Raw genomic sequence first — 23,110 nt, 5'->3', positions numbered from 1 at the left:
TTCAATCCGGCCGGGGCCACGGCGGCCAATCGGAAACCCAAGAAAAGAGGACATTATGCGTAACTGGAAACTGTTGCCGGCGCTGATGGCGGCAACCCTGGTAGTAGCTGTCGTTTTGTACGTGGCATTCTACTTCGTGTTTCTCGATTTTTTCGTCGACTTGTGGTGGTTCCGCTCGTTGGAATTCGAAACTTACTTTTGGTTGAAACTGCTCTACCGCTTTATCTTCTCCGGCGCGGTTACCGCATTCTTCTTCGCGGTCTTCCTGTTCCATTTCTGGATTGCATCCCGTTACCTGGGCTTGAATCCCCCCGACGAAATCTTGATAGACGACGGCAAGCGCCGTAATTTCCAGCGTTTTGCCGACATATTCATGACCGGATCGGCGAGAATCTACACACCGATATCGCTGGTATTGGGCATCATCATCGCAATTCCGTTTTACCTGCAGTGGGAGCAGGCTCTATTGTTCTTCTTCGGCGAAGCCGCCGGGATCAGCGACCCGGTGTACGGCAACGATGTAAGTTTTTACATGTTTTCCTATCCGATTTACATGCTGATTCAAAAGGAATTGCTGACCACGGCCGCGCTGGTATTGTTGGCAACCGGCGTATTGTATTGGCTGGAGCATGTATTCGTTCCGAACCAGAGCAAGGAGTTTCCGGTTGGCGCCAAAATCCATCTGGCGGTTCTGTTCGGCTTTGTCGTGCTGTTCGTGATCTGGGGCTTTCTGCTCGAGCGGTTTTCGTTGCTATATTCCGACCAGAACGAACCGGTGTTTTTCGGCCCCGGTTTTGTCGAATTGCACTACCAGTTACCGTTGCTTTGGCTGCAAATATTTTTCATCGCCGCGATCGCGGTCTCGATCGTGTTTTACGCGTTCTCGGAACGGCACCGCAGCAAAACCCCGACTGTCGTCGCCGTGTTGGGATATCTGGCGGTCTGGGGGCTGAGCGGCTCGCATACCCTTCCGGAAATGATCGAAAAGTTTATCGTCAAGCCTAATTTCACCCGGACCGAAGGTGATTCGATGCTGCACAACATCGATGCGACGATGGCCGCTTACGACCTGAACAACATCAAAATCGTCGATTTCAAAGTCAATCTAGACGCGACCAAAGATATCGAAGCCTGGTCCAACGTCAAACATTTCGAAAACATTCCGGTCTGGGATCGCGAATTTTTGATCGACAGCTACATGCAATTGCAGGGCTTAAGACCTTACTATGTGTTTCCGACTGTCGACGAAGATCGCTATTTCATCAACGGCCACCACCAACAGGTCAATCTGGCGGCGCGGGAGGTCAACATCGAGCGCATGCCGAAGGAAGCCCAAAATTGGGAAAACGCCCATCTGCGCTTTACTCACGGTTACGGTGCGGTGGTTTCTCCCGCAGCGCAAGACGCCGGCATCCCGATCGTTTGGTATCTGCGCGATCTGAACATGACCTCCGATGTCGGCTTTTCGGTCAAATATCCTGATATCTACTACGGGCTGGAAAAATACCGCTATGCGATTGTGCCGAATAAATTGGCGGTATCCGACATATCCAGCTCAGCGCCGGACGAAGGCAAGGATTACCGCGGCAATACCGGCATCCCGATCCCATCGTTGTTTAGAAAACTGCTGTTTGCTTTTTACTTGAAAGACGAAAAAATCTTTTTCTCGCCCAATATTTCCAGCGACAGCAAGCTGTTGCTGCGCCGCAATATCGACGAACGGATCAGCGCGCTGACTCCGTTCCTGCACCTGGACAAAGATCCTTATTTGGTCATCGACAAAGACCGGTTTTACTGGATTCAGGATGCCTACACGCTATCGAAATACTATCCGGTCTCGAAACCGGCCGCCGACGATTATCTGGACGGCAGCCACGAGTTCAATTACATCCGCAACTCGGTCAAGGTCGTGGTCGATGCTTACGACGGCAGCGTGGACTATTACATCTCCAATCCGGACGATCCCATCATCAAAGCATACAGCAGAGCCTATCCCGGACTCTTAAAAGACCTGAAAGAGATGCCGGACCACCTGTTGCAACATTTGCGTTACCCGCGCGATTTGTACTTCATGCAGATGAAAATTTACGCCAAGTACCACCAAAACACGCCGGAATTGTTCTACGAACAGGCTGAGACTTGGCAATACGCCACGGTGGACGGCCAATCGGTTTTACCCTATTTCATTACGATGGATTTCGGCCGCTGCAACGACACCGAGGAATTCGTCATGATCAACCCGATGACGCCGATCCGCCGCGATAACCTGAGCATGGTCGGCCTGGCCGGTACCTTGGACGAAGCCAACTGCGGCCATAGTTACAAGCCCGGCATCACCATTTTCAAGTTCCCGAAAGACGTGCAGGTTAACGGCCCGTCGCAGGTCAATGCTTTGATCGATCAAAATCCGGAAATCGCCGCCCAATTCACGCTGTGGAACCAACAGGGCTCGGAAGTCAAAAAGGGGCGGATGGTGATTTTACCGATGGGTAATTCGATTTTATACGTGCAGCCGATTTACATGCTGGCGACCAAGACCAAAATGCCGGAGTTGGCCCGGGTGATCGTCTCGATCGGCAACCAAGTGGTGATGGATAAAACTTTGCAGGCGGCGTTCGATCACCTGAAGGCGCAGTTCATCAGGGGCGCTAACGGTCCGACCTCGGGCATTTCCGCCACCGAAAGCAAATAAGCCTGCGGTGGCCCGCCGTAACCGTCAATGCAACAGCATGGAGCAAAGCCGGTCTTCCAACTCCATGCGTTCGGCTAAGTGTTCGCCGAGTAGCGATAAATCCTGGGCTAAATTGTCGGTCCTGAATTTGCGCCGGCCTTCATCATAGGTATCGCTGAACGACACAGCCGACGCCGTGATCTTCGCGAATGCCGGATAGATCCGCTCGGCGTAGCTCAGCGCCGAAGATTGCTCCGGCCGATCGGTTAATAGATGCTCGTAGATACCGAAATGCCCGAGCGAAATGTAATCGATCAGCAACTGCGAGAATTCGGACAGTACCGAGCGCAGATTGCCGTCGCCGTTGAACGGCACCATGTTGCCGATCTTGCAGTATAAAGACCAAACTGCAGAACGTTCTTCCAATAAGGTTGCAACCCAATGCTGGGCGCTTGCGTTTTTCTCGCTATGGCAGATAGTAGACTCGATCACAACGGCTCTCCCTTTGAAAAAATGAGGTGGCCTAAATTTATGTCACTTCTCAAGAATATTCAACAAGGTATTAAAATTTAACAATTTTCGCTCAAAAAATGTGATCGATTTGGCACCTGTTAATTTCATATTCGTGGCGTTGCCGTGCGAAGCCGGGCCGCTGATCAAGGCGTGGAACCTTAAAAAAACAGCGCAAAAACAGGCGTTTGCAACTTACAGCAACGAACGCTTCGTGTTAACGGTCAGCGGTATCGGCAAAGTAGCGATGGCGGGGGCGGTAGCTTATACGCTGGCTCAATATCCCGCTATTGCAGAACCCGTCATGTTAAATATCGGCGTGGCCGGGCATAAACATCTGCCGGTGGGCAGTTGCTTGCTGGTCGATCGAATCGTCGACGTCGACAGCGGCCGGCGGTTTTATCCGCAATTACCATTCGCAACGCCTTGCCCGACAAACGGCTTAAGCACGTTGGCGAAAGCGGACTCGAGATACTGCGACGATTTTTTGCGGGATATGGAAGCATCGGCGTTCTATGAGACCGCCGTCAAATTCAGTTCCAGCGAATTGATCCATTGCGTAAAGGTCGTATCCGACAACGCCGAGTCGCCGTTGACCAACGTCACGGAAGATGCGGTGGCAGACTGGATCGGCGCGGGCCTTTCGGTGGTGGAAACCTTGTTGGCGCGATTGGCTGAATTGAAAAATGCGCAGCCCCAGCCCGACCAGCAAACGTATCGGGAAGCCTTGGACCGGTTTCATTTTACGGCCAGCAATGCCGCAAAATTACAAGTAGTATTAAACCGTTGGCACTTGGTGTACGGGCTGCCTGCCGATCTGAGCCGGATCGACGCGAAAAACGCAAAGGACCTGCTCACACAAATGGAAGCGTTATTGGCAGAAAAGCAGTTTTATTTGTAACGGGAAAGGGAGTCTGGAAACGGGCGATCGGGCGGGATAAAAAACAGGGCGCCGAGGCGCCCTGCCGCAAAGCAATTACAGCAATTTTTTCAAACCTTCGATACCAGCTTTTGCTTTTGCCAAATGCTCTTTGGACTCTTGCAAGTTAGCAGCTTTAGCAGAAGTGATGGCGGCTTTCAGGTGCGATCTGACTTTTGAATTCTCTCTGGCAACTTTGTCGTTGGCATTGATTTCTTCTGAAAAATCAGCGGCTTTTTTGATCAGAGCTGCAACTTCAGCGTCTTCAGCGCCGTTGTTAATCGCAGTTTCGGCAGCATTGATACGTTCCAGAACGCCATTGATCGCATCAATAGGTTTGTAACTGGTTCTGCCGGCTTCGGCAACCGCAGCAGTCGAAAAAGAACCCATAGCGGCAGCTAAAGAGAACGCGATAACAGCACTTTTTAAAATTTTCATGTATTGAACCTCACAGTTATTTTTATAAGAACATATAGCTGCTAACCCAACCGTTTTAGCCACCACATGTTGGGCCGGGATAATAGCATAGTTCATGCGCTTTGCTAGCGAGTTTATTGACCAAAATCAGGGTTTTTACGGCGCGTTTCGCCTCATTCGACACTGGCCAGCAACTTATCCATCCAGGCCGTCGGCAGCAGACGTTTCAGCCATGCGAATAGATGGGTCGGCACGGTCACCCGATAGCGTAATCCCGGCCGCGCCGACTCCAACGCCAACGCGACTTTTTCGGCCACCGCGCTGGCAGGCAAGGTAAACGGCGCCGCCGGGCCCTGTTTTTGCAAACGGGCTTCCATGGCCCGGTAGGTTTCTCGATGGACGCTATGTTCCGGGTCGATGTTTTGCTGGTACAGCTTAAACGCATTCTGCCGGAATCGGCTTTCGATCGGTCCAGGCTCTATCAATACTACGTAAACGCCGCTGCCGCGCAATTCCAGGCGCAAGGTGTCGACCAAGCCTTCCAGGGCGAATTTGCTGGCGTTATAGGCACCGCGGAATTTCATCGCCACAAAGCCGAGCACCGAGCTGTTGTAAATGATCCGGCCGTGGCCTTGTTCGCGCATTACCGGCAATAACAGATTGGTCAATTCGTGGACGCCGAACAAATTGGTTTCGAACTGGTTGCGCAGCACGTCCCGGCTCAGATCCTCCACAGCGCCGGGTTGGCCGAACGCGCCGTTATTGAATAACGCATCGAGCTTGCCGCCGGTCATCGCCAACAATTCGGCAACTGCGGCGCGAATGCTGTTGGAGTCGGCCAGATCCAGTTGCAGACATTCGTAACCCTCGCCACGCAGCCGTTCGACATCCTCCGCCTTACGTGCCGAGCAGATCACCCGGTGGCCGCGCAATTTCAGATACAGCGCGGTGCTGTAACCGATGCCCGACGAGCAACCGGTAATGAAAATGGTTTTGCCTCGGGTCATGGCTGGCTCAATTCGCTTTCGCTGAAGGTATAGGCTTTACCGCTGCTGCAGTTGATCGAGAACACCAACTGGTCCAATTTGCTTTTGCCGCTGAGCTCGTCGGCCTCGACCCGCTGGCACTCGCCGCCCGACAACGCCTTCTGCGCGGCCAATCGCCGAAACTTCTCAATGTCCGGCAATCGGGTTTCGAACGGCTTGATTTGCGCCGGCAATTTGTCCGGATCGTACGGTGGCACGGCAAAGGCGGAAAATTGCAAAGGATTCTGCTTGATCAAGTTTTGGGTTTGTTCGCTCTGGGCTCTAGCCGCCTGCTTGGTTTGGGCGATCAGATCCAACTTGGCCTGCTGTTCCGCGCGCTCCTGTTCGGATTGCATTTTCTTCAACTCGGCTTCCTCGGCCTGTTTCTTTTCCTGCGCAGTGATATCGACGCTGCTGCCGGTCTTGGGATTCATTTGCACCGCTTTATGTTGCTCGGTGCACGGTGACGACTGGTAGTTGGTGTGGCCGCTCGCATCGGTGCATTTATAAACGCCCGCCCAGCTGTCGCAAGACAAGCACAGGGCAAAAACAAAGAACAGATTTTTCATTGTATTCCTGTCGGTTAAACGCTACTGTAAAACTATCACTTAGCTTGCCGTTACTGTAAACAGATTTTTCAATCCGCCGATGTTCGTCCTGCACAGCTCCAACAAAACCGAAAACCTGCTGGAGCACTTGGTAACGGTCGTTACGGCCGCACCGCTATCGTCGCCGTTCGCCGCCGAATTATTTTTGATCCAAAGCCAGGGCATGGAACGCTGGTTGTCGCAGCAACTGGCAGTGCGGCTGAAAGTCTGGGGCCATTTCAGCTATCTGTTCCCGGCCAAATTCTTTGCCGAAATCGCCGCGGCGCTGCACGACGAACTCTACGACCCGGCCTTCGACCGCCATTGGATGCTATGGCGCTTCGAAGGCTTGTTGCGCGACCTCGACGGCGAAGTGTATCAGGCTTTGCGGCAATATCTAGTCGGCGAAAACGCCGAGCTTAAACGTTACCAATTGGCGCAACAATTGGCGCGGGTCTACGACCAATACCAGATGCTGCGGCCGGACCTACTCGAGGCCTGGCAAGCGCGGCGCCTGTTGTACGGTAGCCCGGCGGAAGCCTGGCAAGCCCAGTTGTGGCGCGCCGTAGTCGCCGAAATCGGCCAGCGCCACCGCGGCGCGCACTGGCTGCAAGCGATCGCCAAACTACAGCAAGCGGAACCCGGTGCGTTCGCCGGGCAATTGCCGGAACGGGTTTCGGTATTCGGCGTCAACAGCTTGCCGCCGCTGATGCTGACCTACCTGCAGGCCTTGTCCCGCCATTGCGACGTCCACCTGTATTTGCTGAATCCGGTCCAGGGCTACTGGGCCGACCTGCCGCCGAAGCGGCTGTTGGCCGAATTGCAACATTTCGACGGCCATCCCTTACTGGTCCGGCTTGGCCAGCAAGGCCGCGAATTCCAGCAGATGTTGCTGGAGCAGGCCGAATTCGCCTTCGAACCCAGCAGCTTCGAGCCCGCTGAGCCCGAGACCGTGCTGCAATGTCTGCAGAACGACGTCCTCGCCAACCGAGTACCGCAGCAAATCCGGCTGGCGGCCGACGCTTCGATCGGTATTCACGCCTGCCACTCGCGCCTGCGCGAAGTGCAAGTGTTGAAAGACCAGCTATTGCAAACCCTGGAACACAACCCCGATCTGGAACTACGCGACATTGTCGTGATGGCGCCGGACATCCAGGCCTACGCGCCGTTCATCAGCGCGGTATTCGACGACATCCAGCATGCCGTTGCCGACCGCAGCCTGAAAATCAGCGATCCGCTGCTGGACGCTTTCGTCCGTTTTCTGAAACTGTCGCAAAGTCGGCTGGGCTGGCGCGCGGTCATGGATTTACTCGAGCAACCGCTGATTCACACAAGCTTCGGTTTGGCGACCGCCGATCTGGAATTGATCGCCTATTGGCTGCAGGAACTTTACGTGCGCTGGGGGCGATCCGGCGAGGCCAAGCAGGCGCAGGGCCTGCCGCCGACGCCGCAGAATACCTGGCAGGCCGGCCTGGAGCGGCTGTTTATGGGTTATGCCTTGGCCGCGGACGAATTCGTCGACGACATTCTGCCTTACCCGGATATCGAAGGCTCCACGGCGCAGGCGCTGGGCGGCCTGAACGCCTTCCTGCAACTGCTGTTCCGGGCCGGCGACGAGTTGGCGACCGCGAAAACCTTGAGCGAATGGCAAACCTGCTTGAGCCGTTACGCCGACAGCCTGTTGGCCGGCGCCGACACGGCGCAACGCCAAGCGCTGAATGAGCTGCTGGCCGAAATGGCGGAGATGGCCGCGATTCACGACCGGCCGCTGGCTTTGGCCGTCATCGTCGCCTGGCTGCAAGGCCGGATGGACGAAACCAAATCCGGCGCCGGCTTTCTGCGCGGTCAATTGACTTTTTGCTCGATGCTGCCGATGCGGTCGATCCCGTTTCAGATCATCGCCTTGTTGGGTATGAACGACGGCGAATTCCCGAAAATCGAACGCCAGCCGACCTTCGACCTGCTGGCGGCGCATCCGCGCTTGGGCGACCGCTCGCGCCGCGCCGACGACCGCTACCAATTTCTGGAAATACTGCTGTCCGCCCGCCGGCAATTGATCGTTACCTATCTGGGCCAATCGCTGCGCGACAATAGCGAAATTCCGCCGTCGCCTATCGTCAGCGAATTGCTCGAGGTACTGCGCGACGGTTACGGCCTGGACGGCATCGTGGTTCGCCACCCGTTGCACCCGTTCAGCCAGCGTTATTTCCTAGGCCACGATCCCAACCTGTTCAGCTACGCCCGCCACGATTGCGACACCGCCCGCCGCCTGCGCGGCGAGAAACCGGCGCCGCAGCCCTGGTGGTCCGGCGCATTGCCGGCCGAAACCGACACCGTGATCGAAATCGACCGCTTACGCCAGTTTTTCCACCACCCGCAACGTTATTTTTTCCGCCACTGCCTGGAACTGCAGCTTCCCAGCTTAATAGTCGACGCCGAAGAGCGCGAACCGTTTGCCTTGAACAGCCTGGAAGATTATTTGTTAGCCCAGGAGTGGCTCGATGCCGAACTGCAGGGCAAAGTATTTTCGCTGGCAAAATTGCAAGCCCGCGGTTTGTGGCCGGCCGGCGCCGCCGGCGAAATTGCCTGGCGCCGCCGCCAGCCGGCGATCGCCGAATTCGCCGCGATTATCGCCGGCAAACAACTGGGGGAACCGCTACCGCCCGAGGCTATCGATCTGGCTATCGGCGATTATCGATTGGTCGGCAAACTGGGGCGTTTACACCAACACGGCGGACTGATTTACCGCTTCGGCAAACTGAAAGGCCGCGATTTTTTCGGCGCCTGGTTGCAGCATTTGATCGCCAACCGCATCGCGCCGCAAGCCACCCACTTGGTATGCGTCGATGCGGACTTACGTTTTCCGGCCAAAGCCGAACCCGACGACGCGTTGCCGCAATTACTGGCGATTTTCCGGAGCGGCCAAATCCGGCCCGACGCGTTTTTTACCGAAGCGGCGCTGGATTTCGTGCGTCATAACGACCCGGAAACGGCGCTGGCGACAGCGGCCAAACGCCTGGCCGACGCCATCGAACAGGGTTACGAAGCGGAAATTGGCCAACTGTTCGCCTACCGTGACTTGAGCGATTTGCTCGGCGATGCATTTAGCGGGTTCTGCCGGGATTGGCTGGAACCGGCCTGGAGGGCGGCGCATGCAGAGTAAGGCCTTCGACGCCACTCGCGGCGAGCTGGAAGCCGGCATCAATCTGATCGAAGCCAGTGCCGGTACCGGCAAGACTTACACCATTGCGATGCTGGTGCTGCGCTTTGTGGTCGAATGCCAGCTCGACATCAAGCAACTGCTGGTGGTGACCTTCACCAAAGCCGCCAGCGAAGAACTGAAGGACCGCATCCGCGCCCGCCTGAGCGAAGCCCGGCAAATTCTACTGAATCCGGCGCAGGGCGACGATCCGGCGATTACCGCTTGGCTGGCAGGTTTGACGCTGGATAGTGCCAGCATTCGCCAACGTTTGGAGCTGGCGCTGCTCGATATCGACCAGGCGGCGATCTTCACCATCCACGGTTTCTGCCAGCGGGTGCTGGCCGAACACGCGCTGGAAAGCGGCCAGTTGTTCGATTGCGAACTGAGCGGCGACGTTGCCGAATTGAAGTTGCAGTGTGCCGACGACTTCTGGCGCCGGCAAATCTACCAACGCCCGGCCTGGCAAGCCGCATTGCTGCTGCGCGCCCATCCCACCCCGGACGCCTTGCTGGCAAGCGTGCTGCGCATCGATCTGCAGCAAAACACCTACCCGCTGGATACCAACTTGGACGCCGATTTGGCGGCGCTGCCGGCCTTGCGCGCGGCCGCCGCTGCGCAATTGCCGACGGTAGCGGAAACCTTGATCGATGCGCTAGAAGCCGGCTACTTTAGCGCAAGCTTTGCCACCGGTTTGCCGCAACGGCTGCAAGCCCTGGCAGAGTGGTTGCAAGACCCGGAGCAGGATTTGCCGGATTTCGACTGTCTGAACCAGGCCACGCTGCTGGCCGGCCTGAACGGCATCAAATTCCGCAGCAGCAAGAACAAGCCGCTGCCGGCCGAGGAGCAGAAGCAGCAGTATTTGGCCAGTCTGGAGATCGATTGCGCGCCGTTCGAGGCTCTGGCCGATGCGGTGCGGCGGTTGCCGGTCGCATTTCGCGCCGCGTTGCTGGCCAGCTTGCGTTCGGAATTGGACCGGCGCCTGTTGCGGGAGAACGTGTTGTCCTTCGACGACCTGATCACCCGCTTGGCGGCGGCGCTGGACGGCGACAACGGCGCCTTGCTGGCGGCGGAATTGCGCGTGCGCTTCCGCGCGGCGTTGATCGACGAATTTCAGGACACCGACGCCAAGCAATGGCGGATCTTTTCCGGCGTATTCGCCAGCACGGAACATTATTTATATCTAATAGGCGATCCGAAGCAGGCGATTTACAAATTCCGCGGCGCCGATATTTTTTCCTACTTCGCCGCCCAACAACGCGCCGACCGGCATTACACGTTGCTGCACAATTGGCGCTCGCATCCGCATCTGGTACAGGCGGTGAACCGTTTGTTCCGTCGGCAAAAACCGTTTTTGTTCGATCAATTGGATTTCACGCCGGTCATGGCCGGGCGCCAGCCCGGCGACGGCAGTATCGCCGGCGCGCCGCTGGTCCTGTGGCAGCTCGATAAAAATCCCGGCAAGCAGGAGCATTGGACCGCGCGCAAAGGCAGTTCCGGCGAAGTCTCGGCGCTGATCGAGCACGCCGTCGTCGCCGAAATCAGCCGGCTACTGGCGGCCGGCCGCATCGCCGAAAAGCACGGTGCGGAACGGCCGGTGCAAGCCAGCGACATCGCGATTCTGGTGCGGAGTAATGCCGCTGCCGCCGCCTATCAACAGGCGTTGCTGGCAGCCGGCATACCGGCAGTATTGAACAGCAAGCAGTCGGTATTCGCCTCCGCCCAAGCTTGCGAGTTGTACCACGTGCTGCGGGCCGTAGCCGGCGCCGGCCAAATCGATCTGTTGAAGCAGGCTTTGGTCACGCCGTGGTTCGGATTGGACGGCCAGCAATTGTATCGGCTGAGCCAGGACGAGGCGGAGCTGGACGCTTGGGTGTCGCGCTTTCAGGACTATCTGCAATGCTGGCGCAACCAGGGCGTGCTGGCGACGCTGCAGCAACTGCTGCGGCGGGAACGGATCGAACAACACCTGTCGGCGCAACCTCAAGCCGAACGGGTGCTGACCAATATCCACCATTTAGCCGAGCGGCTGCAGCAAGCGGCGATCGACGAGCATCTGGCGATCAACAAGACGCTGGACTGGCTGCGGAGGGCGATTCAGCAAGCGGCGCAAGACAGTAGCGAAGACCGCCAATTGCGGCTGGAAAGCGACGAGGACGCGGTCAAGATCGTCACGCTGCACAGTTCCAAAGGCCTGGAGTACCCGCTGGTGTTCTGTCCCGATCTATGGCGGCGCAGCGACCGGCTGAAAACCGAAACCGCTTTGGTGCAATGCCACGAACAAGGGACGATGGTCGCCGACCTGGGTTCGGCACAATTCGCCGAACGCCGCGAACAAGCCTTGTTCGAAGAATTGGCCGAGGACCTGCGTTTGTTTTACGTCGCGTTGACTCGCGCCAAGTACCGTTGTTATCTGAATTGGGCCGACGTCCGCACCAAGGAGCGGGCCAACGATTCGGCGATGGCCTATTTATTCGAATTCGCCGACTGCGATTTCGCCGGCCAGCAGCAGGTGCTGCAACAGCTGGCAAGCGGCGAACCGGATTTATTCGAGTACCGCCTGCTACCGGCCGAAGCGGCCGGCGAGCTGGCTGAATTGCCAGCCGACCGTCGTGCTGCCGACCTGGCGTTGGCGCACCGCGTTAAAACCCGCAGTCTGCACAGCATCTGGCAAATGAGCAGCTACACCGCGTTGGCGGCGCTGAGCCTGGAGCAGACGCCGGAACTGCCGGCGGATAAAGCCGAAGAAAGCCACGGCCAACCGGCCGGCGATGAAGCCCTGCCGCGCGGCGCCCACACCGGCAACGTGATCCACAGCCTGCTGGAGACCGTGGCGTTTGCCGACTTGGCCGCGCGCTGCGACATCGGCCGCGCCAGCGCCCAAGCCTGCCTGCGCTACGGTCTGCAGTTGGCGCAACCGCAAATTTTGAGCGAGGTGCTGTACCGGGTAACGGCCACACCGCTCAGCGAAGATTCGGGGTTTTGCCTGAAAAATCTGGAGCCGGCGCAGTGCATCAAGGAAATGCCGTTTTACCTGTCGATGCCGGGCCGGGTGGATACCGCCCGCATCAACCGGATCCTGGCCGCCTGTCCGGCCTACCAGGCGCTGGACGCCAAACAAATCAGCGGCTATCTGACCGGCTTCATCGATCTGGTCTGTTGTTACGGCGGCCGCTACTTTGTGATGGATTACAAAACCAACGCCTTGGCGGACTATAGCCAGGCCAGCCTGCTGCAGGCCATGCGCGAACACAATTACGGCCTGCAATATTGGCTGTACAGTCTGGTATTGCACGCATACCTGAGCCAACGCCTGCCGGATTACGATTACGCCCGTCATTTCGGCGGCGTCAAATACTTGTTCGTACGCGGCATGGATCCCGAGCGGCCGGCAAGCGGCGTGTTCGCCGACCGCCCGGAACCAGACCGGCTCGCCGAGCTGGCCGAGGTCTTTTTTCGGGCCTAAATAGCCTGCTTCCTCTGCGAAGAGGGCGGCATCGCCGCCGTGCGGAGCCTGGCGGCCGCGTTAGCGTCTTCAGTTCCACCCGCCGTTAACCCGCCGCGAATGTCCCTCCGCGGTACGATCTCATGCCGCCGACCCGCTGCCGAAATATGTTAAATCGCCGAAGCCGATATCGGGATTTGCCGCCATCGAAAATAAAGTCGTTTTCTTACAATTACTTATCGGCAGCGATTTAGTTTGCAATTGGGTTATATCGCCGGTTTTGGATTCCCGCTTGTTTCCCGTGGCTGCCGCCGCGGCCTCCCGCCGCATCCGGCGACCGCCAACGCAACTCTCCATCCAACGCTTTGTTTGCCTATCTGCAACGCAATGCCGCTGGGCTTTGCAACGGCTCGGCGGCGGCAGCCGTGCGGTTTTCCGTCCCCTCTGTCCGGTCTGCATGCAACTGGCACGCAATCTGCACTTTCGACCGCAGTGACCGTAACGCATCCCGGCCGGCAATTGCGCCCGGATCGGCGCTTTAGCGGGCAGCACAGACAGGAAGGCATACGCCGCTCGGATTCGATCCGCTACGGCCTCAAGGAAGAGACGCTTCGCCACATCCGCCGCAAGACGGAGCCGGAAAGCCGCGGGTCTTGCTAGGCCGAGACAGCCGGGCCGCCTCTCGAACGGGAGCCATCGGCGGCTTGAATCCGCCAACTGTATCTTTCAATTTAAGGAAAAAATTATGCAACAGACTGGATCGAAATCGCTGCGGCTACGCTGCTTCCTGGCCGCCGGCGCGCTGGCATTGGCTAACGCCGCAAACGCCGGCAGCTTGCACGGCGGCGTGTTCAACATTTCCTTCGACCATCCGGACGATTTGTTGTCCGGCTTGACCTTGGGCGACGGCGCGCTCACCGGCTATTACGTTGCCAATTATTTCGACAAAGCGGTGGCGGACACCCTGAACACGTCGCAGATGATAGCCGTGCCGACCGGCAGCTACCCGGCACCGGCTACGCTGTCGTTCGAGGTCAACCCGTCCAGTTTGGCCGGCACCGGCATTCCGTTCGGTAGCGGCGGCCGTAACAATAAAGCCACCACGCTGGCCTGGGACAGCAGCCAGGATGCGTTGGCCAATGCCTCGAGCTTTACCGCCAGCGGCGTTGCCGGTTTGAACGGCGTAGTAATGACCCGCGGCAGCTTCACCGGTACCTTGCTGTCCGGCGATTACCAATTCGGCTACGTCGCGGCGCGCAACAACGGCGTCAACAGCGGCTGGGCTTTGACCAACAACGTCAGCTTCGCCTCCACCACTTTCGATACCCGCAACATCAGCGTCACGACCGCTGGCAACAAGCTGCTGTTTAGCGGCGAACTATGGTGGTCCGCCAGTACCAGTGCGTTCCTGTTCGGCGGCGACGGCGTCAGCCAAGCCGGTCGCGCCGGTAGCTTCAGCCTGGTTTCGCCGGCTCCGGCCGCGGTTCCGCTGCCGGCTGCGGTCTGGTTGTTCGGCAGCGGGCTGTTTGGCGTGATGGCATCTGTTAGGCGCAAACGTTCGGCCCTTTCCGCTTGAGCCGGTCGTCGCACCCGGGCTAATGCGGCCGGGTGCGTTTTTACCGCTTGGCCGCACCCCTTCGTAAGCTTATTCCACCCGCGAACATTATGAGCATTCAGTTAGTTAGATTATTGGCTTCCCGTTTCGGCACCGGCGCGCTGCTGGCGGCGGCAGTCTCGGCGCCGGCCGCAGCCGCCACGGTCTCCGGCGGCGCGATGACCGTAAATTTCGATCGCAACGCGCTGGCGGCAGCCATCGCGATCGACGAAACTCCGGCTCCGGCGATGTACCTGGAGGAGTTTTTCGACGCGCCGGCGTCGCGCAGCCGCAGCTATAACCAGATTCTGGAAGACCACTTGGTGCCGGGAAGCGGCGAAATCCCCGCGACCGGATTGGCTTTGGCCGTCAATCCCAGCCAAGTCGGCAATTTGACCGGCCGCCGCAGCAAACCGACCACTATCGATTTCGACCCGGCCAATTTCGCCGCCACCGTGAACGGCGCCATCGGCTTGGCCGGCGTGTTCCGCTTCCGCGTCGATACCGGTACCAACTTCAACCGCATCTTGTCCGGCGATTACACGCTGGAATACGATGCCGCCAATATCGACGCCGCCAGCGGCCGCTCGGGTTGGAGCCTGTACAACCATGTTTCCTTCCGCGCCGAATCCTTTAATTTGTTCAACGTCGTGATGGGGCTCGATTCGGACAGTTTTAGCCTTTCCGGCGATCTGGGGTTGGGCGAGGGCTACGACCATTTGAACGGCAGCCGCGGCGCTATCGTCGGCAACTTCAACCTGCAAACCGCGGTGGTACCGTTGCCGCCGGCATTCCTGCTGTTCGCGGCGGGCCTGGCCGGTCTCGGCATCGGTCGTAGCGGCGTAGGCCGCAACGCGTGAGCGGCGTTTGCTACCGCGACGGCCGGCATGACACGGAGCGTGCCGCCGCGCACCGCGCACTGGCCGCCGCGGTGCTGGCCGCTTGCTGGCCATGGGCTGCGGCCGCCGAGCAATATCGGCAGGGCGTTTACCTCAGCAACCAAGTCAATGTCGCTGCCGACGGCCGCAATATCGTCGGCGATGCGGCCAACGAACCCAGCCTGGCGCTGAATCCGCTGGACCCCGCCAATATCGTGGTGTCCTGGCGCCAATTCGATTCGGTGGCGTCGTCGTTTCGCCAAGGCGGATGGGCTTATACCGCCGACGCCGGCGGGCATTGGCATTTCGTCGGCACGATTACGCCGGGCGAGGGCCGCAGCAATCCGACGCTGGATGTCGACGCGCTGGGACATTTTTATTACCAGAGCCTGCATTTCGACCCGACCTACACCTTCGTGCAAGACATACAGGTCATCAAGTCGTTAGATGGCGGCCGCAGTTGGGAGGCGCCGGCGTTCGCGTACGGCCAGGGCGGCGACAAGGCGCAGATGGCCGTGGACCGCAGCGGAACCGCCAGCGACGGCCACGTCTATCTGGTTTGGCGCGATTGCCTGGCCGAAAAATGCTTCGTTCGCTCGACCGACCGCGGCGCCAGTTTCCAGCCGCCGCTGGCGATTCCGAGCACGCCGACCTTCGGCACGATGCGGGTCGGCAACGACGGCGAGTTGTATCTGGCCGGCCGGCTGGAGCCGCCCGAGTTCGATCCCGAACAACCGGACCGCAATCTGCATCGCCACGTGTTTTCCCGCTCGCTGAACGCCCGCGAGCCGGCGCAAATCCCGAGCTTCGACACCCGGGAAGTCGATTTGGGCGGCTTGGCGCCGCTGTTTTTGTTCAAACAAAACCCGAACCAGTACGGCCCTATCGGCGACGTCCAAGTCGGCGTGGACGCCTCTAGCGGCGCGATGCGCGGCCAGCTCTACCTGTTGGCGACGATCGATCCGCCCGGCGAGGACAATCTGGATATCAGCTTCGTCCGTAGTCTCGACGGCGGCGACAGCTGGAGCGCGCCGGTACGCATCAATGACGATGGCCGCAGCCAACATCACTGGAACTGGTTCGGCATGATGGGCGTGGCGCCGAATTCGCGCATCGACGCGGTGTGGTACGACACGCGCGACAGCGCCAGCTACAAAGTCTCTCGGCTGTATTACAGCTATTCCTGGGACGGCGGCCAAACCTGGAGCAAGAACGTGCCGGTCAGCCCGGCCTTCGATACCACGCTGGCCTATCCGCACGCATCGACCAAGATCGGCGATTATTCGACCCTGGTGTCCGACGCCAACGCCGCGCATATCGCCTACACCGCTACCTTCAACGGCGAGCAGGACGTGTATTACCTGCAGGTATTCCCCGATTGCAACCAAAACGGCCAATCCGATGTGGCCGACATCGCACAGCGCCGGGTCGGCGACACCAATGCCAACCATCTGCCCGACGTATGCGAAACGATACGGGTAGTGGGCGATATCGACGCCGACCGCGACGTCGACCAGGCCGACATCGATCGGGTCTTAGCCGGCCGCCGGGTCTTAGCCGGCCGCGGCCGCCGCGTCGCATCGGGCGATCCGCGCGACATCGACGGCAACGGCGCCATTAACCTGCTGGATGCCCGCAAGCTGGCGGCATCGTGCACCCGGCCGCGTTGCGCGAACGATTGACACGGTTTCCGGCACCGTTGCGCCATGTAAAAAAGGAGATTCGGTAAATGCACAAGCGCGTTAGCCTGGCCCTGATCGGGGCATGGTTGTTATCGACTTCGGCAGCGGCAGGCGCCGCCATCGGCTTGAACCTGGTGCCGATCGCTCAGAGCGCATCGGCACTGAGAGTCGCGATCTCGATATCGGGATTGGGCGTCGGCGCTGCGCCGTCGTTGGCGGCCTACGATTTGGACCTGTTGTTCGACGCCGGCCATTTGGCTTATGTCGGCACCGCATTCGGCGATCCGGCCTTGGCCAACCAACTGGACCCGTTCGACTTGGGCTCGAATCCGGCGACGGCGGCGCTGGCCGGTGCGGGCCGGCTGAATCTGTTCGAGTTATCGTTCGATACCACGGCGGATTTAGACGCGTTGCAGGCCGCCAGCTTCACGCTGGCCGTGGTCAATTTCGACGTGTTGGCCAACGGCAGCAGCGAATTGAGCTTGAACGTCAACGCGCTGGCCGACGCCAACGGCGACCCGCTGCCGGCGAACGTGGCGTCGGCCACGATTACATCGGTGCCGCTACCATCAAGCTTCGCGGCGATGGCGGCCGGCTTGGGTTTGTTGTTCCGCCGCCGCGCTTAACCTGGCGCCATCCATACTCCGCGCCCATATCTTCGGGCGGCAGTAATGGCCGCCAAGCCCGGGTGCCGGGGATGTTGGGCTCATTTGCATCCCTTCAGTCCGGATACCGGCAATCCATGCCGGTATTGCGACTTATCGGCATTAGAGCTACCGGCCCAAGCGGCGGCAATGGAATTAGTCGCCAAGCTTGACCCACGCCGTGCCGGCAAGCAGCCACAGCTAGGCTTCAAAAGCGCGAGCCATATCACACAAATTTTTCGTAAATCTTCTTTCTTAACATAGTTCAATTAATTTGATCCATTTAACCATTTGATAGTTAAAAGAATTTAATAAAGGCACACTAATTGTAAGAGTAATCCTGCCAATCTCCGTCATCGCGGACCTCGCTCGATGTCCGCCCGCAGCGGCGTTTCCGGGAAGATACGCGCCGATGCGGCAACACGGTAACCGGCTCAATTTTCCGTTTTACAAAGGATTAACCATGCATAACATCGATAAAAAAATTCCGCTTCTCCGCCAATCCTTACTGGCATTGGCGCTGTCGGCCGCCACTGTCTCCGGCGCACAGGCCGCCACCGTCAACGGCACCATTCACAAGGCAACCGATCCGGTGTTGGGCGCCGGCACGACCATCGACTATTGGGCGTTTACGCTGAGTGCGGCCGCCAACGTCATCATCGACGTCCGCGCCAACGAAGGCTACAGCAACGGCTGGGGTTCACATCCAGGCGCCTACGTCGACCTGAACGGCGACGGCGAAATCACGCTGGCCGACACCCAGTTCCGGCTCTATCAAGATTACGTTTCTCTGGATACCGAAGTCACCAGCGCCGACGACGGCAAGGCATACACTCCGCCCGGCAATAGCGACGGCTGGGCCGACGGCAGCCTGCTGTCCCGCGACTCCTACCTGTCGACCGCATTGGATGCCGGCCACTACGTGATTGCGTTCGGCGATTACAAACTGGACATCAACGACGCGGTTGCCGGCTTTAACACCGGCGACAACATCACTGCCGCCACCGGCACCAATCCTTTCACCGGCGCCAACGGCCAAGACCATTTCGACTACCAATTGACCTTTCTGGCTACCGACTACGACACCGGCGCCAATCTGACTCTCAATCCGATCCAAGTCACGGTCGGAGGCGAACCGGTGCAACCGGTACCGGTGCCGGGCGCGGTTTGGCTGTTCGGCAGCGCGCTGGCCGGCTTCCTGAGCCTGGGCAAACGCAAATCGGCTTGATCCGCCGGCCATTCGGACGGACCGGAGCCGGCTAATCGGCGACGGGCCTGACCTGCAAACGGATTTCCATCCCATTCGGAACCATTCCGGCGCCGCCGTACCGGCGCCCAATAAGGAGTATGTAACATGTCATTCAATAAAATTTTCAAAACCTCGATGTTGGCCTCGGCCTTGGCTCTGGCAGCCGCGCAACCGGCGGCCGCGGCTTGGACCGGCGGCGACAACAGCGTCGAGTTGGGCACCACGATCACCAACGCCGCATTCAACGGCAGCACGGTCGGCTTTTCCGGCAATCCGGCTCTGACTTACGATGCCTGGGGCATGCAAGGCGCGTTCACCAACTTCTATCTGCCGACTTCGGCGCAAAGCGTCACGATCGACGCCCGCTCTTCGGCCGGCAATTTCCCGGCGTTTTCCATTTTCAGAACCAACGTCGCTTACTCGGGCGATACCGTCGGCCAGGACACCCCGGCCGAGTTGACCGGACAAATCCATAAATTCAACTCGGTCGGCCAAGCCGGCGATCCGGGCATCATCTGGGCCACCGGCACCAACGGTATCGTTGAAACATTGGGTTACGCCAGCTCGTCGTCGAACAACTACGTCAACTCATACGGCGGCCAGGTCAATTCCGGCGCCCACGACATCAGTATCGACAACTTGTACGAAACCGGCGTCAGCGGCAGCATCGGCGTCACCGGCAATCCGGCCTTCGCCACCAGCAAACGCTTCGCTACCTTGACGCTGAACGACCTGCAAGCCGGCTGGTACGCCTTGTTCGTCGGCGGCGCGGACGCGGCCGGCACCGGCGGCGACATCACGGTCAAAGTCACCGCGTCGGCGCTGGCTTCGACCTACACTCCGCCGGCAGCCGTACCGGTACCGGGCGCGGTCTGGTTGTTCGGCAGCGCGCTGGCCGGCTTCCTGGGTATGAAACGCAAACCGTCCCTAGCCGCGTAACTCTTGGCGGAGAAGGCCTCGCCAAGCCGATTGGCGGGGCCGTCCGCGAATCGGACGCGCCGGCGGCCGCAACCCGGCCGCCTACCCCTGACAGCCAGTTCCATCCGTTTTTGCCATACCACCGAGTAACACCATGCCTAGATTCCAATTTCCCCGTTCTTTGCTGGTCGCTGCGCTGCTGTTTGCCGATGCAACGGCGTTTGCCGCCGAATTGCCGCTCGGGCCGATGCCGATCAGCCTGAAGTATTTGCCGGTGCCGCCGGTGCCGGGCCTGGTGGACGGCAGCGATCCCATCGTCGCCAATAAACAGGCGGCCATTGCTTTAGGTAAGGCCTTGTTCTGGGACAGCAACGTCGGCAGCGACGGTATGGCCTGCGCCTCGTGCCATTTTCAGGCCGGCGCTGACGGCCGCAGCAAAAACCAAATTTCCGCCGGCGGCCAGTCCAAACCGGTGGCCGAGCAAACTTTCGCCGACAGTATCGACGCTACCCCGCTGGGGCCGAACCGCACGCTGAGCCTGTCCGACTTCCCGCTGCACCAGCGCCTGGACCCGCTGGCCGATTCCGCGGTTATTTTCGACACCGACAACGTGGTCGGCTCGGCCGGGACTTTCGCCGGCGAATTCAAAGCGGTCAACCGCTTCACCAGCGGCACCGACATCTGCAACCGGACGGCGGACCCGGTATTTCGCGTCGGCGCCAACGGCACCCGCCGCGTCACGCCGCGCAATGCGCCGACCGTCATCAACGCCGTGTTCAACCACCGCAGTTTTTGGGACGGCCGCGCCAACAATGTTTTCAACGGCAGCAGCCCGTGGGGAGACCGGGATCCGGATGCCGGAGTCTGGGTCAAAACCGGTCCCAGAAGCCTGCAAAAGCAACGCCTGCATCTGATCAACTCGTCGCTGGCGTCGCTGGCTGTGGCGCCGCCGGCCAACCACACCGAAATGAGCTGTAGCAACCGCACGCTGTTGGACGTCGGCCGGAAACTGCTGTACCGCGCGCCGTTGCAAAACCAATTGGTGCACTACGCCGACAGCGTGCTCGGCCCTTACAGCAACAGCAACCCGGAAAAACTGAATCCGGGCCTGAGCCTGCCCTACGGCTCGCTGGTGCGGCAGGCATTCAACGCCAAGTATTGGGCGTATTCGGGCTCGGTGCCGCTTGCCGTGCCGGCCGGCCAAGCCCCTTACACGCAATTGGAGGCCAACTTCCCGATGTTTTTCGCCTTGGCGATCCAGTTGTACGAAAGCACGCTGATTTCCGACCAATCGCCGTTCGACAACAGCGCCCGCGACGCCAACCACCAGCCGGTCGATCTCAGCGCGGCCGAATTGAACGGCTTGAAGCAATTCCGCAAAAACCAGTGCGCGCTATGCCATCTGGGGCCCAATTTCAGCTCGGCCTCGATCGCCGCCAACGCCGCCATCGCCCAAAGCCATCCGGAAGCGTTCGGCGAGCCGACTTTCCGCATCAGCGCCAGCGCCAACGTGGTCAACCGGATTCCATTGCTGGTCGGCGGATTGCCGGTCACGGCGTTTTACGACACCGGCTTCTCGTCCAACGGCGCCAGCCGCGAAGCCAACGATATCGGTGCCGGCGGCGTCGACGATTTCGGCAATCCGCTTTCTTTCACCCAGCAATATCTGCAGTTGTTGGCCGGTAACGGCGCCGCGGTGCTGGACAACGAAGTCGGCGCCGTGCGCGCCTGCGATTTTCAGGACGCAATCGCAACCAACCTGAAATTGCCGTATTCGTTGCCCAACCTGTTCACTCAAATCGACGGGCTGATGCCGCAGCCGCAAGCCACCGCGAATTGCTTTCTGCCGCTGGTCAACGCCTTCCTGCCGACGCCGGCCGCGGCATTGGCCGAGCTGAACAAACCGGTGAACCGGAAAATGGTGGCCGCCGTTACGGCGACCTTCAAAACTCCGACGCTGCGGAACATAGAATTGACCGGCCCCTACATGCACAACGGCAGCATGGCCACCCTGGAGCAGGTGGTTGAGTTTTACAGCCGCGGCGGCAACTTCAAGAACGACAGCAAACACGTAACGCGGGTATTTCCGCAGCCGACCCTGCAAACCGATGCGCAAAACCGCGCCGACTTGGTGGCCTTTCTGAAAACGCTGACCGACGACCGGGTCCGCTACCAGCGCGCGCCGTTCGACCATCCGGAACTGAAGATCCCGCACGGGCACAGCGGCGATGAAGTCGCGACCGTCGCCGGCAATCCGCTGAACGCCAGCCTGTCCAAGGACGAGTATTTATGGGTGCCGGCCGTCGGCGCGGATGGCGCGGCCGAACCGCTGCCGGCGTTCGAACAGAGGCTAGCGCCCTGAGCCGGTCGATGCCGCATCCCCGGAACCGGCCGCGCCGTATCACTCCGGAATCGGAATCAACGGATACTCGGCGCCGCTGTGCGACCGGCGGTAGCGGCCGGGGCTGGTGCCTAGGCAGCGTTTGAAAGCGCGGCTGAACGACGATAGCGAGTCGTAGCCGCAGCGGCTGGCGACTTTCTCGACCGTCATGCCGCTTTCGCTGAGCCAGTCGGCGGCGATCTGCATCCGCCAGCGCGTCAGATACTCCATCGGCGGCAACTGGAAATGGCGGTCGAATTTTTGGATCAATGCGGTTTTCGACAAACCGACCTGCGCGCACAGCCCGTTCAAAGTCCAATCCCGCCACGGCTCCTGGTGAATCAGGGCCAAAGCCTTTTCCAGCCGGGCGTCCGCCATGGCGCCGAACACGCCGCCCTGAACCGAACCGGACTCGATGCAGTGGCGCACTGCCAACAGGAAAATGCCGTCGCACAGGCGTTCGATCACGGCAAAGCTGCCGAAGCGGCCGCTGCCGGATTCGGCCGTGATCAATTCGATCAATTGCGCCAGAATCGGCCCGGCCTGCCGCTGCCTGACCACGATCTCGGCCGGCAAGGTCCGCCAGACCGGCAACGGCGCAACCCCTGGTTCGATCAGGCCGCAGACCATGCCGCTGTCGCCTTGCGGCCAATGCGCGGTGCGGGCGCCGGGCAAATCCGGCCTCACGTCGCTCGGGCTGTAACTGAGATAGTGCTTGCGGGCGTGCGGCAAAAACAACACCAGATCGCCGGTTTCCAGCCGCAACGGCTCGGGCCAGGCCGGCGAGTGGACCCAGCCGCACCCTTTGGTCACCAAATGAAACCAGATCGCCTGTTCGGAATTATGGTCGACTACCCAAGGGCCGCACAGGCCGCCGGCAAATACCAGTCGCGCCCGCAGGCTCAGGCTGTGGAAAATTGCAGACAGGCCATCCATATCGTCAGCCTCGGTTAATCGGCCGGTCTCGGCAACGGCGCCGGCCTTTACGCCGC

Annotated in this window: 16 protein-coding genes and 1 riboswitch; of the genes, 11 read left to right on the top strand and 5 right to left on the bottom strand. The window is 59.6% G+C overall.

The window, feature by feature from the left end:
• Positions 1 to 55 precede the first annotated feature (55 nt).
• Positions 56 to 2,692 (top strand): UPF0182 family protein, encoded by a 2,637-nt coding sequence (locus NP603_RS00360; RefSeq protein WP_256608929.1) that lies wholly within the window; start codon positions 56 to 58, stop codon positions 2,690 to 2,692.
• Between the two features lie 24 nt (positions 2,693 to 2,716).
• Here NP603_RS00360 and NP603_RS00355 read toward each other — a convergent pair whose 3' ends face one another.
• A complete protein-coding gene (locus NP603_RS00355; RefSeq protein ID WP_256608928.1) occupies positions 2,717 to 3,163 on the bottom strand; it encodes an Rsd/AlgQ family anti-sigma factor in 447 nt (148 codons plus the stop codon).
• 109 nt (positions 3,164 to 3,272) lie between these two features.
• On the opposite strand from NP603_RS00355, the gene NP603_RS00350 reads away from it, so the two are divergent.
• Complete coding sequence (locus tag NP603_RS00350; protein ID WP_256608927.1) at positions 3,273 to 4,082, top strand: 5'-methylthioadenosine/S-adenosylhomocysteine nucleosidase family protein; 810 nt, start codon at positions 3,273 to 3,275, stop codon at positions 4,080 to 4,082.
• A gap of 75 nt (positions 4,083 to 4,157) precedes the next feature.
• Here NP603_RS00350 and NP603_RS00345 read toward each other — a convergent pair whose 3' ends face one another.
• The 3 genes from NP603_RS00345 to NP603_RS00335 are packed head-to-tail and all read right to left on the bottom strand — an operon-like array spanning position 4,158 to position 6,111.
• Entirely contained in the window at positions 4,158 to 4,634 is a 477-nt protein-coding gene (locus NP603_RS00345; RefSeq protein WP_256608926.1) for a hypothetical protein, read from the bottom strand.
• 56 nt (positions 4,635 to 4,690) lie between these two features.
• Positions 4,691 to 5,524 carry an SDR family oxidoreductase gene (locus tag NP603_RS00340; protein WP_256608925.1) on the bottom strand — a complete coding sequence of 278 codons (834 nt, stop codon included), beginning with the start codon at positions 5,522 to 5,524 and terminating at the stop codon, positions 4,691 to 4,693.
• On the bottom strand, positions 5,521 to 6,111 hold the full coding sequence (locus tag NP603_RS00335; RefSeq protein WP_256608924.1) for a DUF4124 domain-containing protein: 591 nt from the start codon (positions 6,109 to 6,111) through the stop codon (positions 5,521 to 5,523). Before NP603_RS00335 ends, NP603_RS00340 begins: the two co-directional genes overlap by 4 nt.
• Positions 6,112 to 6,190: 79 nt before the next feature.
• Here NP603_RS00335 and recC point away from each other — a divergent pair, with 79 nt between their 5' ends.
• The 9 genes from recC to NP603_RS21855 all read left to right on the top strand — a co-directional run bounded on the left by recC (position 6,191) and on the right by NP603_RS21855 (position 22,100).
• A complete protein-coding gene (gene recC, locus NP603_RS00330) occupies positions 6,191 to 9,292 on the top strand; it encodes an exodeoxyribonuclease V subunit gamma (protein ID WP_256608923.1) in 3,102 nt (1,033 codons plus the stop codon).
• Positions 9,282 to 12,794, top strand: coding sequence for an exodeoxyribonuclease V subunit beta (gene recB, locus NP603_RS00325; RefSeq protein WP_256608922.1), 3,513 nt, complete (start codon positions 9,282 to 9,284; stop codon positions 12,792 to 12,794). The genes recC and recB overlap by 11 nt, the downstream gene beginning before the upstream one ends.
• Positions 12,795 to 13,376: 582 nt before the next feature.
• Positions 13,377 to 13,456, top strand: a riboswitch (cyclic di-GMP riboswitch).
• Between the two features lie 62 nt (positions 13,457 to 13,518).
• Positions 13,519 to 14,349, top strand: a complete 831-nt coding sequence (locus NP603_RS00320; RefSeq protein ID WP_256608921.1) for a hypothetical protein — start codon at positions 13,519 to 13,521, stop codon at positions 14,347 to 14,349.
• 89 nt (positions 14,350 to 14,438) lie between these two features.
• Complete coding sequence (locus tag NP603_RS00315; RefSeq protein WP_256608920.1) at positions 14,439 to 15,227, top strand: hypothetical protein; 789 nt, start codon at positions 14,439 to 14,441, stop codon at positions 15,225 to 15,227.
• Positions 15,224 to 16,927, top strand: a complete 1,704-nt coding sequence (locus tag NP603_RS00310) for a hypothetical protein (RefSeq protein WP_256608919.1) — start codon at positions 15,224 to 15,226, stop codon at positions 16,925 to 16,927. The genes NP603_RS00315 and NP603_RS00310 overlap by 4 nt, the downstream gene beginning before the upstream one ends.
• A 47-nt stretch (positions 16,928 to 16,974) precedes the next feature.
• Positions 16,975 to 17,553, top strand: coding sequence for a hypothetical protein (locus NP603_RS00305; RefSeq protein ID WP_256608918.1), 579 nt, complete (start codon positions 16,975 to 16,977; stop codon positions 17,551 to 17,553).
• 481 nt (positions 17,554 to 18,034) lie between these two features.
• A complete protein-coding gene (locus NP603_RS00300) occupies positions 18,035 to 18,799 on the top strand; it encodes a hypothetical protein (RefSeq protein WP_256608917.1) in 765 nt (254 codons plus the stop codon).
• Positions 18,800 to 18,925: 126 nt separating this feature from the next.
• Positions 18,926 to 19,759 carry a hypothetical protein gene (locus NP603_RS00295; protein ID WP_256608916.1) on the top strand — a complete coding sequence of 278 codons (834 nt, stop codon included), beginning with the start codon at positions 18,926 to 18,928 and terminating at the stop codon, positions 19,757 to 19,759.
• A 133-nt stretch (positions 19,760 to 19,892) separates the two neighbouring features.
• Positions 19,893 to 22,100, top strand: coding sequence for a cytochrome-c peroxidase (locus tag NP603_RS21855; RefSeq protein WP_305891283.1), 2,208 nt, complete (start codon positions 19,893 to 19,895; stop codon positions 22,098 to 22,100).
• A 39-nt stretch (positions 22,101 to 22,139) separates the two neighbouring features.
• Here the strand turns inward: NP603_RS21855 and NP603_RS00285 are convergent, their stop codons facing one another.
• Positions 22,140 to 23,054, bottom strand: coding sequence for an AraC family transcriptional regulator (locus NP603_RS00285; RefSeq protein WP_256608915.1), 915 nt, complete (start codon positions 23,052 to 23,054; stop codon positions 22,140 to 22,142).
• Between the last annotated feature and the right edge of the window lie 56 nt (positions 23,055 to 23,110).

It is taken from the genome of Methylomonas aurea (genome assembly GCF_024505045.1).
GTDB lineage: Bacteria > Pseudomonadota > Gammaproteobacteria > Methylococcales > Methylomonadaceae > Methylomonas > Methylomonas aurea.
Note: the sequence above shows the minus strand (reverse complement) of the source record. Positions and strands in the feature narration are given on the sequence as shown.

What these genes read in the sequence shown, in the direction of transcription:
- NP603_RS00360 (WP_256608929.1), top strand. Translation starts at nt 56, where the DNA reads ATGCGTAACTGGAAACTGTTGCCGGCGCTGATGGCGGCAACCCTGGTA.
- NP603_RS00345 (WP_256608926.1), bottom strand. Translation starts at nt 4,634, where the DNA reads ATGAACTATGCTATTATCCCGGCCCAACATGTGGTGGCTAAAACGGTT.
- NP603_RS00340 (WP_256608925.1), bottom strand. Translation starts at nt 5,524, where the DNA reads ATGACCCGAGGCAAAACCATTTTCATTACCGGTTGCTCGTCGGGCATC.
- NP603_RS00335 (WP_256608924.1), bottom strand. Translation starts at nt 6,111, where the DNA reads ATGAAAAATCTGTTCTTTGTTTTTGCCCTGTGCTTGTCTTGCGACAGC.
- recC (WP_256608923.1), top strand. Translation starts at nt 6,191, where the DNA reads ATGTTCGTCCTGCACAGCTCCAACAAAACCGAAAACCTGCTGGAGCAC.
- recB (WP_256608922.1), top strand. Translation starts at nt 9,282, where the DNA reads ATGCAGAGTAAGGCCTTCGACGCCACTCGCGGCGAGCTGGAAGCCGGC.
- NP603_RS00320 (WP_256608921.1), top strand. Translation starts at nt 13,519, where the DNA reads ATGCAACAGACTGGATCGAAATCGCTGCGGCTACGCTGCTTCCTGGCC.
- NP603_RS00315 (WP_256608920.1), top strand. Translation starts at nt 14,439, where the DNA reads ATGAGCATTCAGTTAGTTAGATTATTGGCTTCCCGTTTCGGCACCGGC.
- NP603_RS00305 (WP_256608918.1), top strand. Translation starts at nt 16,975, where the DNA reads ATGCACAAGCGCGTTAGCCTGGCCCTGATCGGGGCATGGTTGTTATCG.
- NP603_RS00300 (WP_256608917.1), top strand. Translation starts at nt 18,035, where the DNA reads ATGCATAACATCGATAAAAAAATTCCGCTTCTCCGCCAATCCTTACTG.
- NP603_RS00295 (WP_256608916.1), top strand. Translation starts at nt 18,926, where the DNA reads ATGTCATTCAATAAAATTTTCAAAACCTCGATGTTGGCCTCGGCCTTG.
- NP603_RS21855 (WP_305891283.1), top strand. Translation starts at nt 19,893, where the DNA reads ATGCCTAGATTCCAATTTCCCCGTTCTTTGCTGGTCGCTGCGCTGCTG.
- NP603_RS00285 (WP_256608915.1), bottom strand. Translation starts at nt 23,054, where the DNA reads ATGGATGGCCTGTCTGCAATTTTCCACAGCCTGAGCCTGCGGGCGCGA.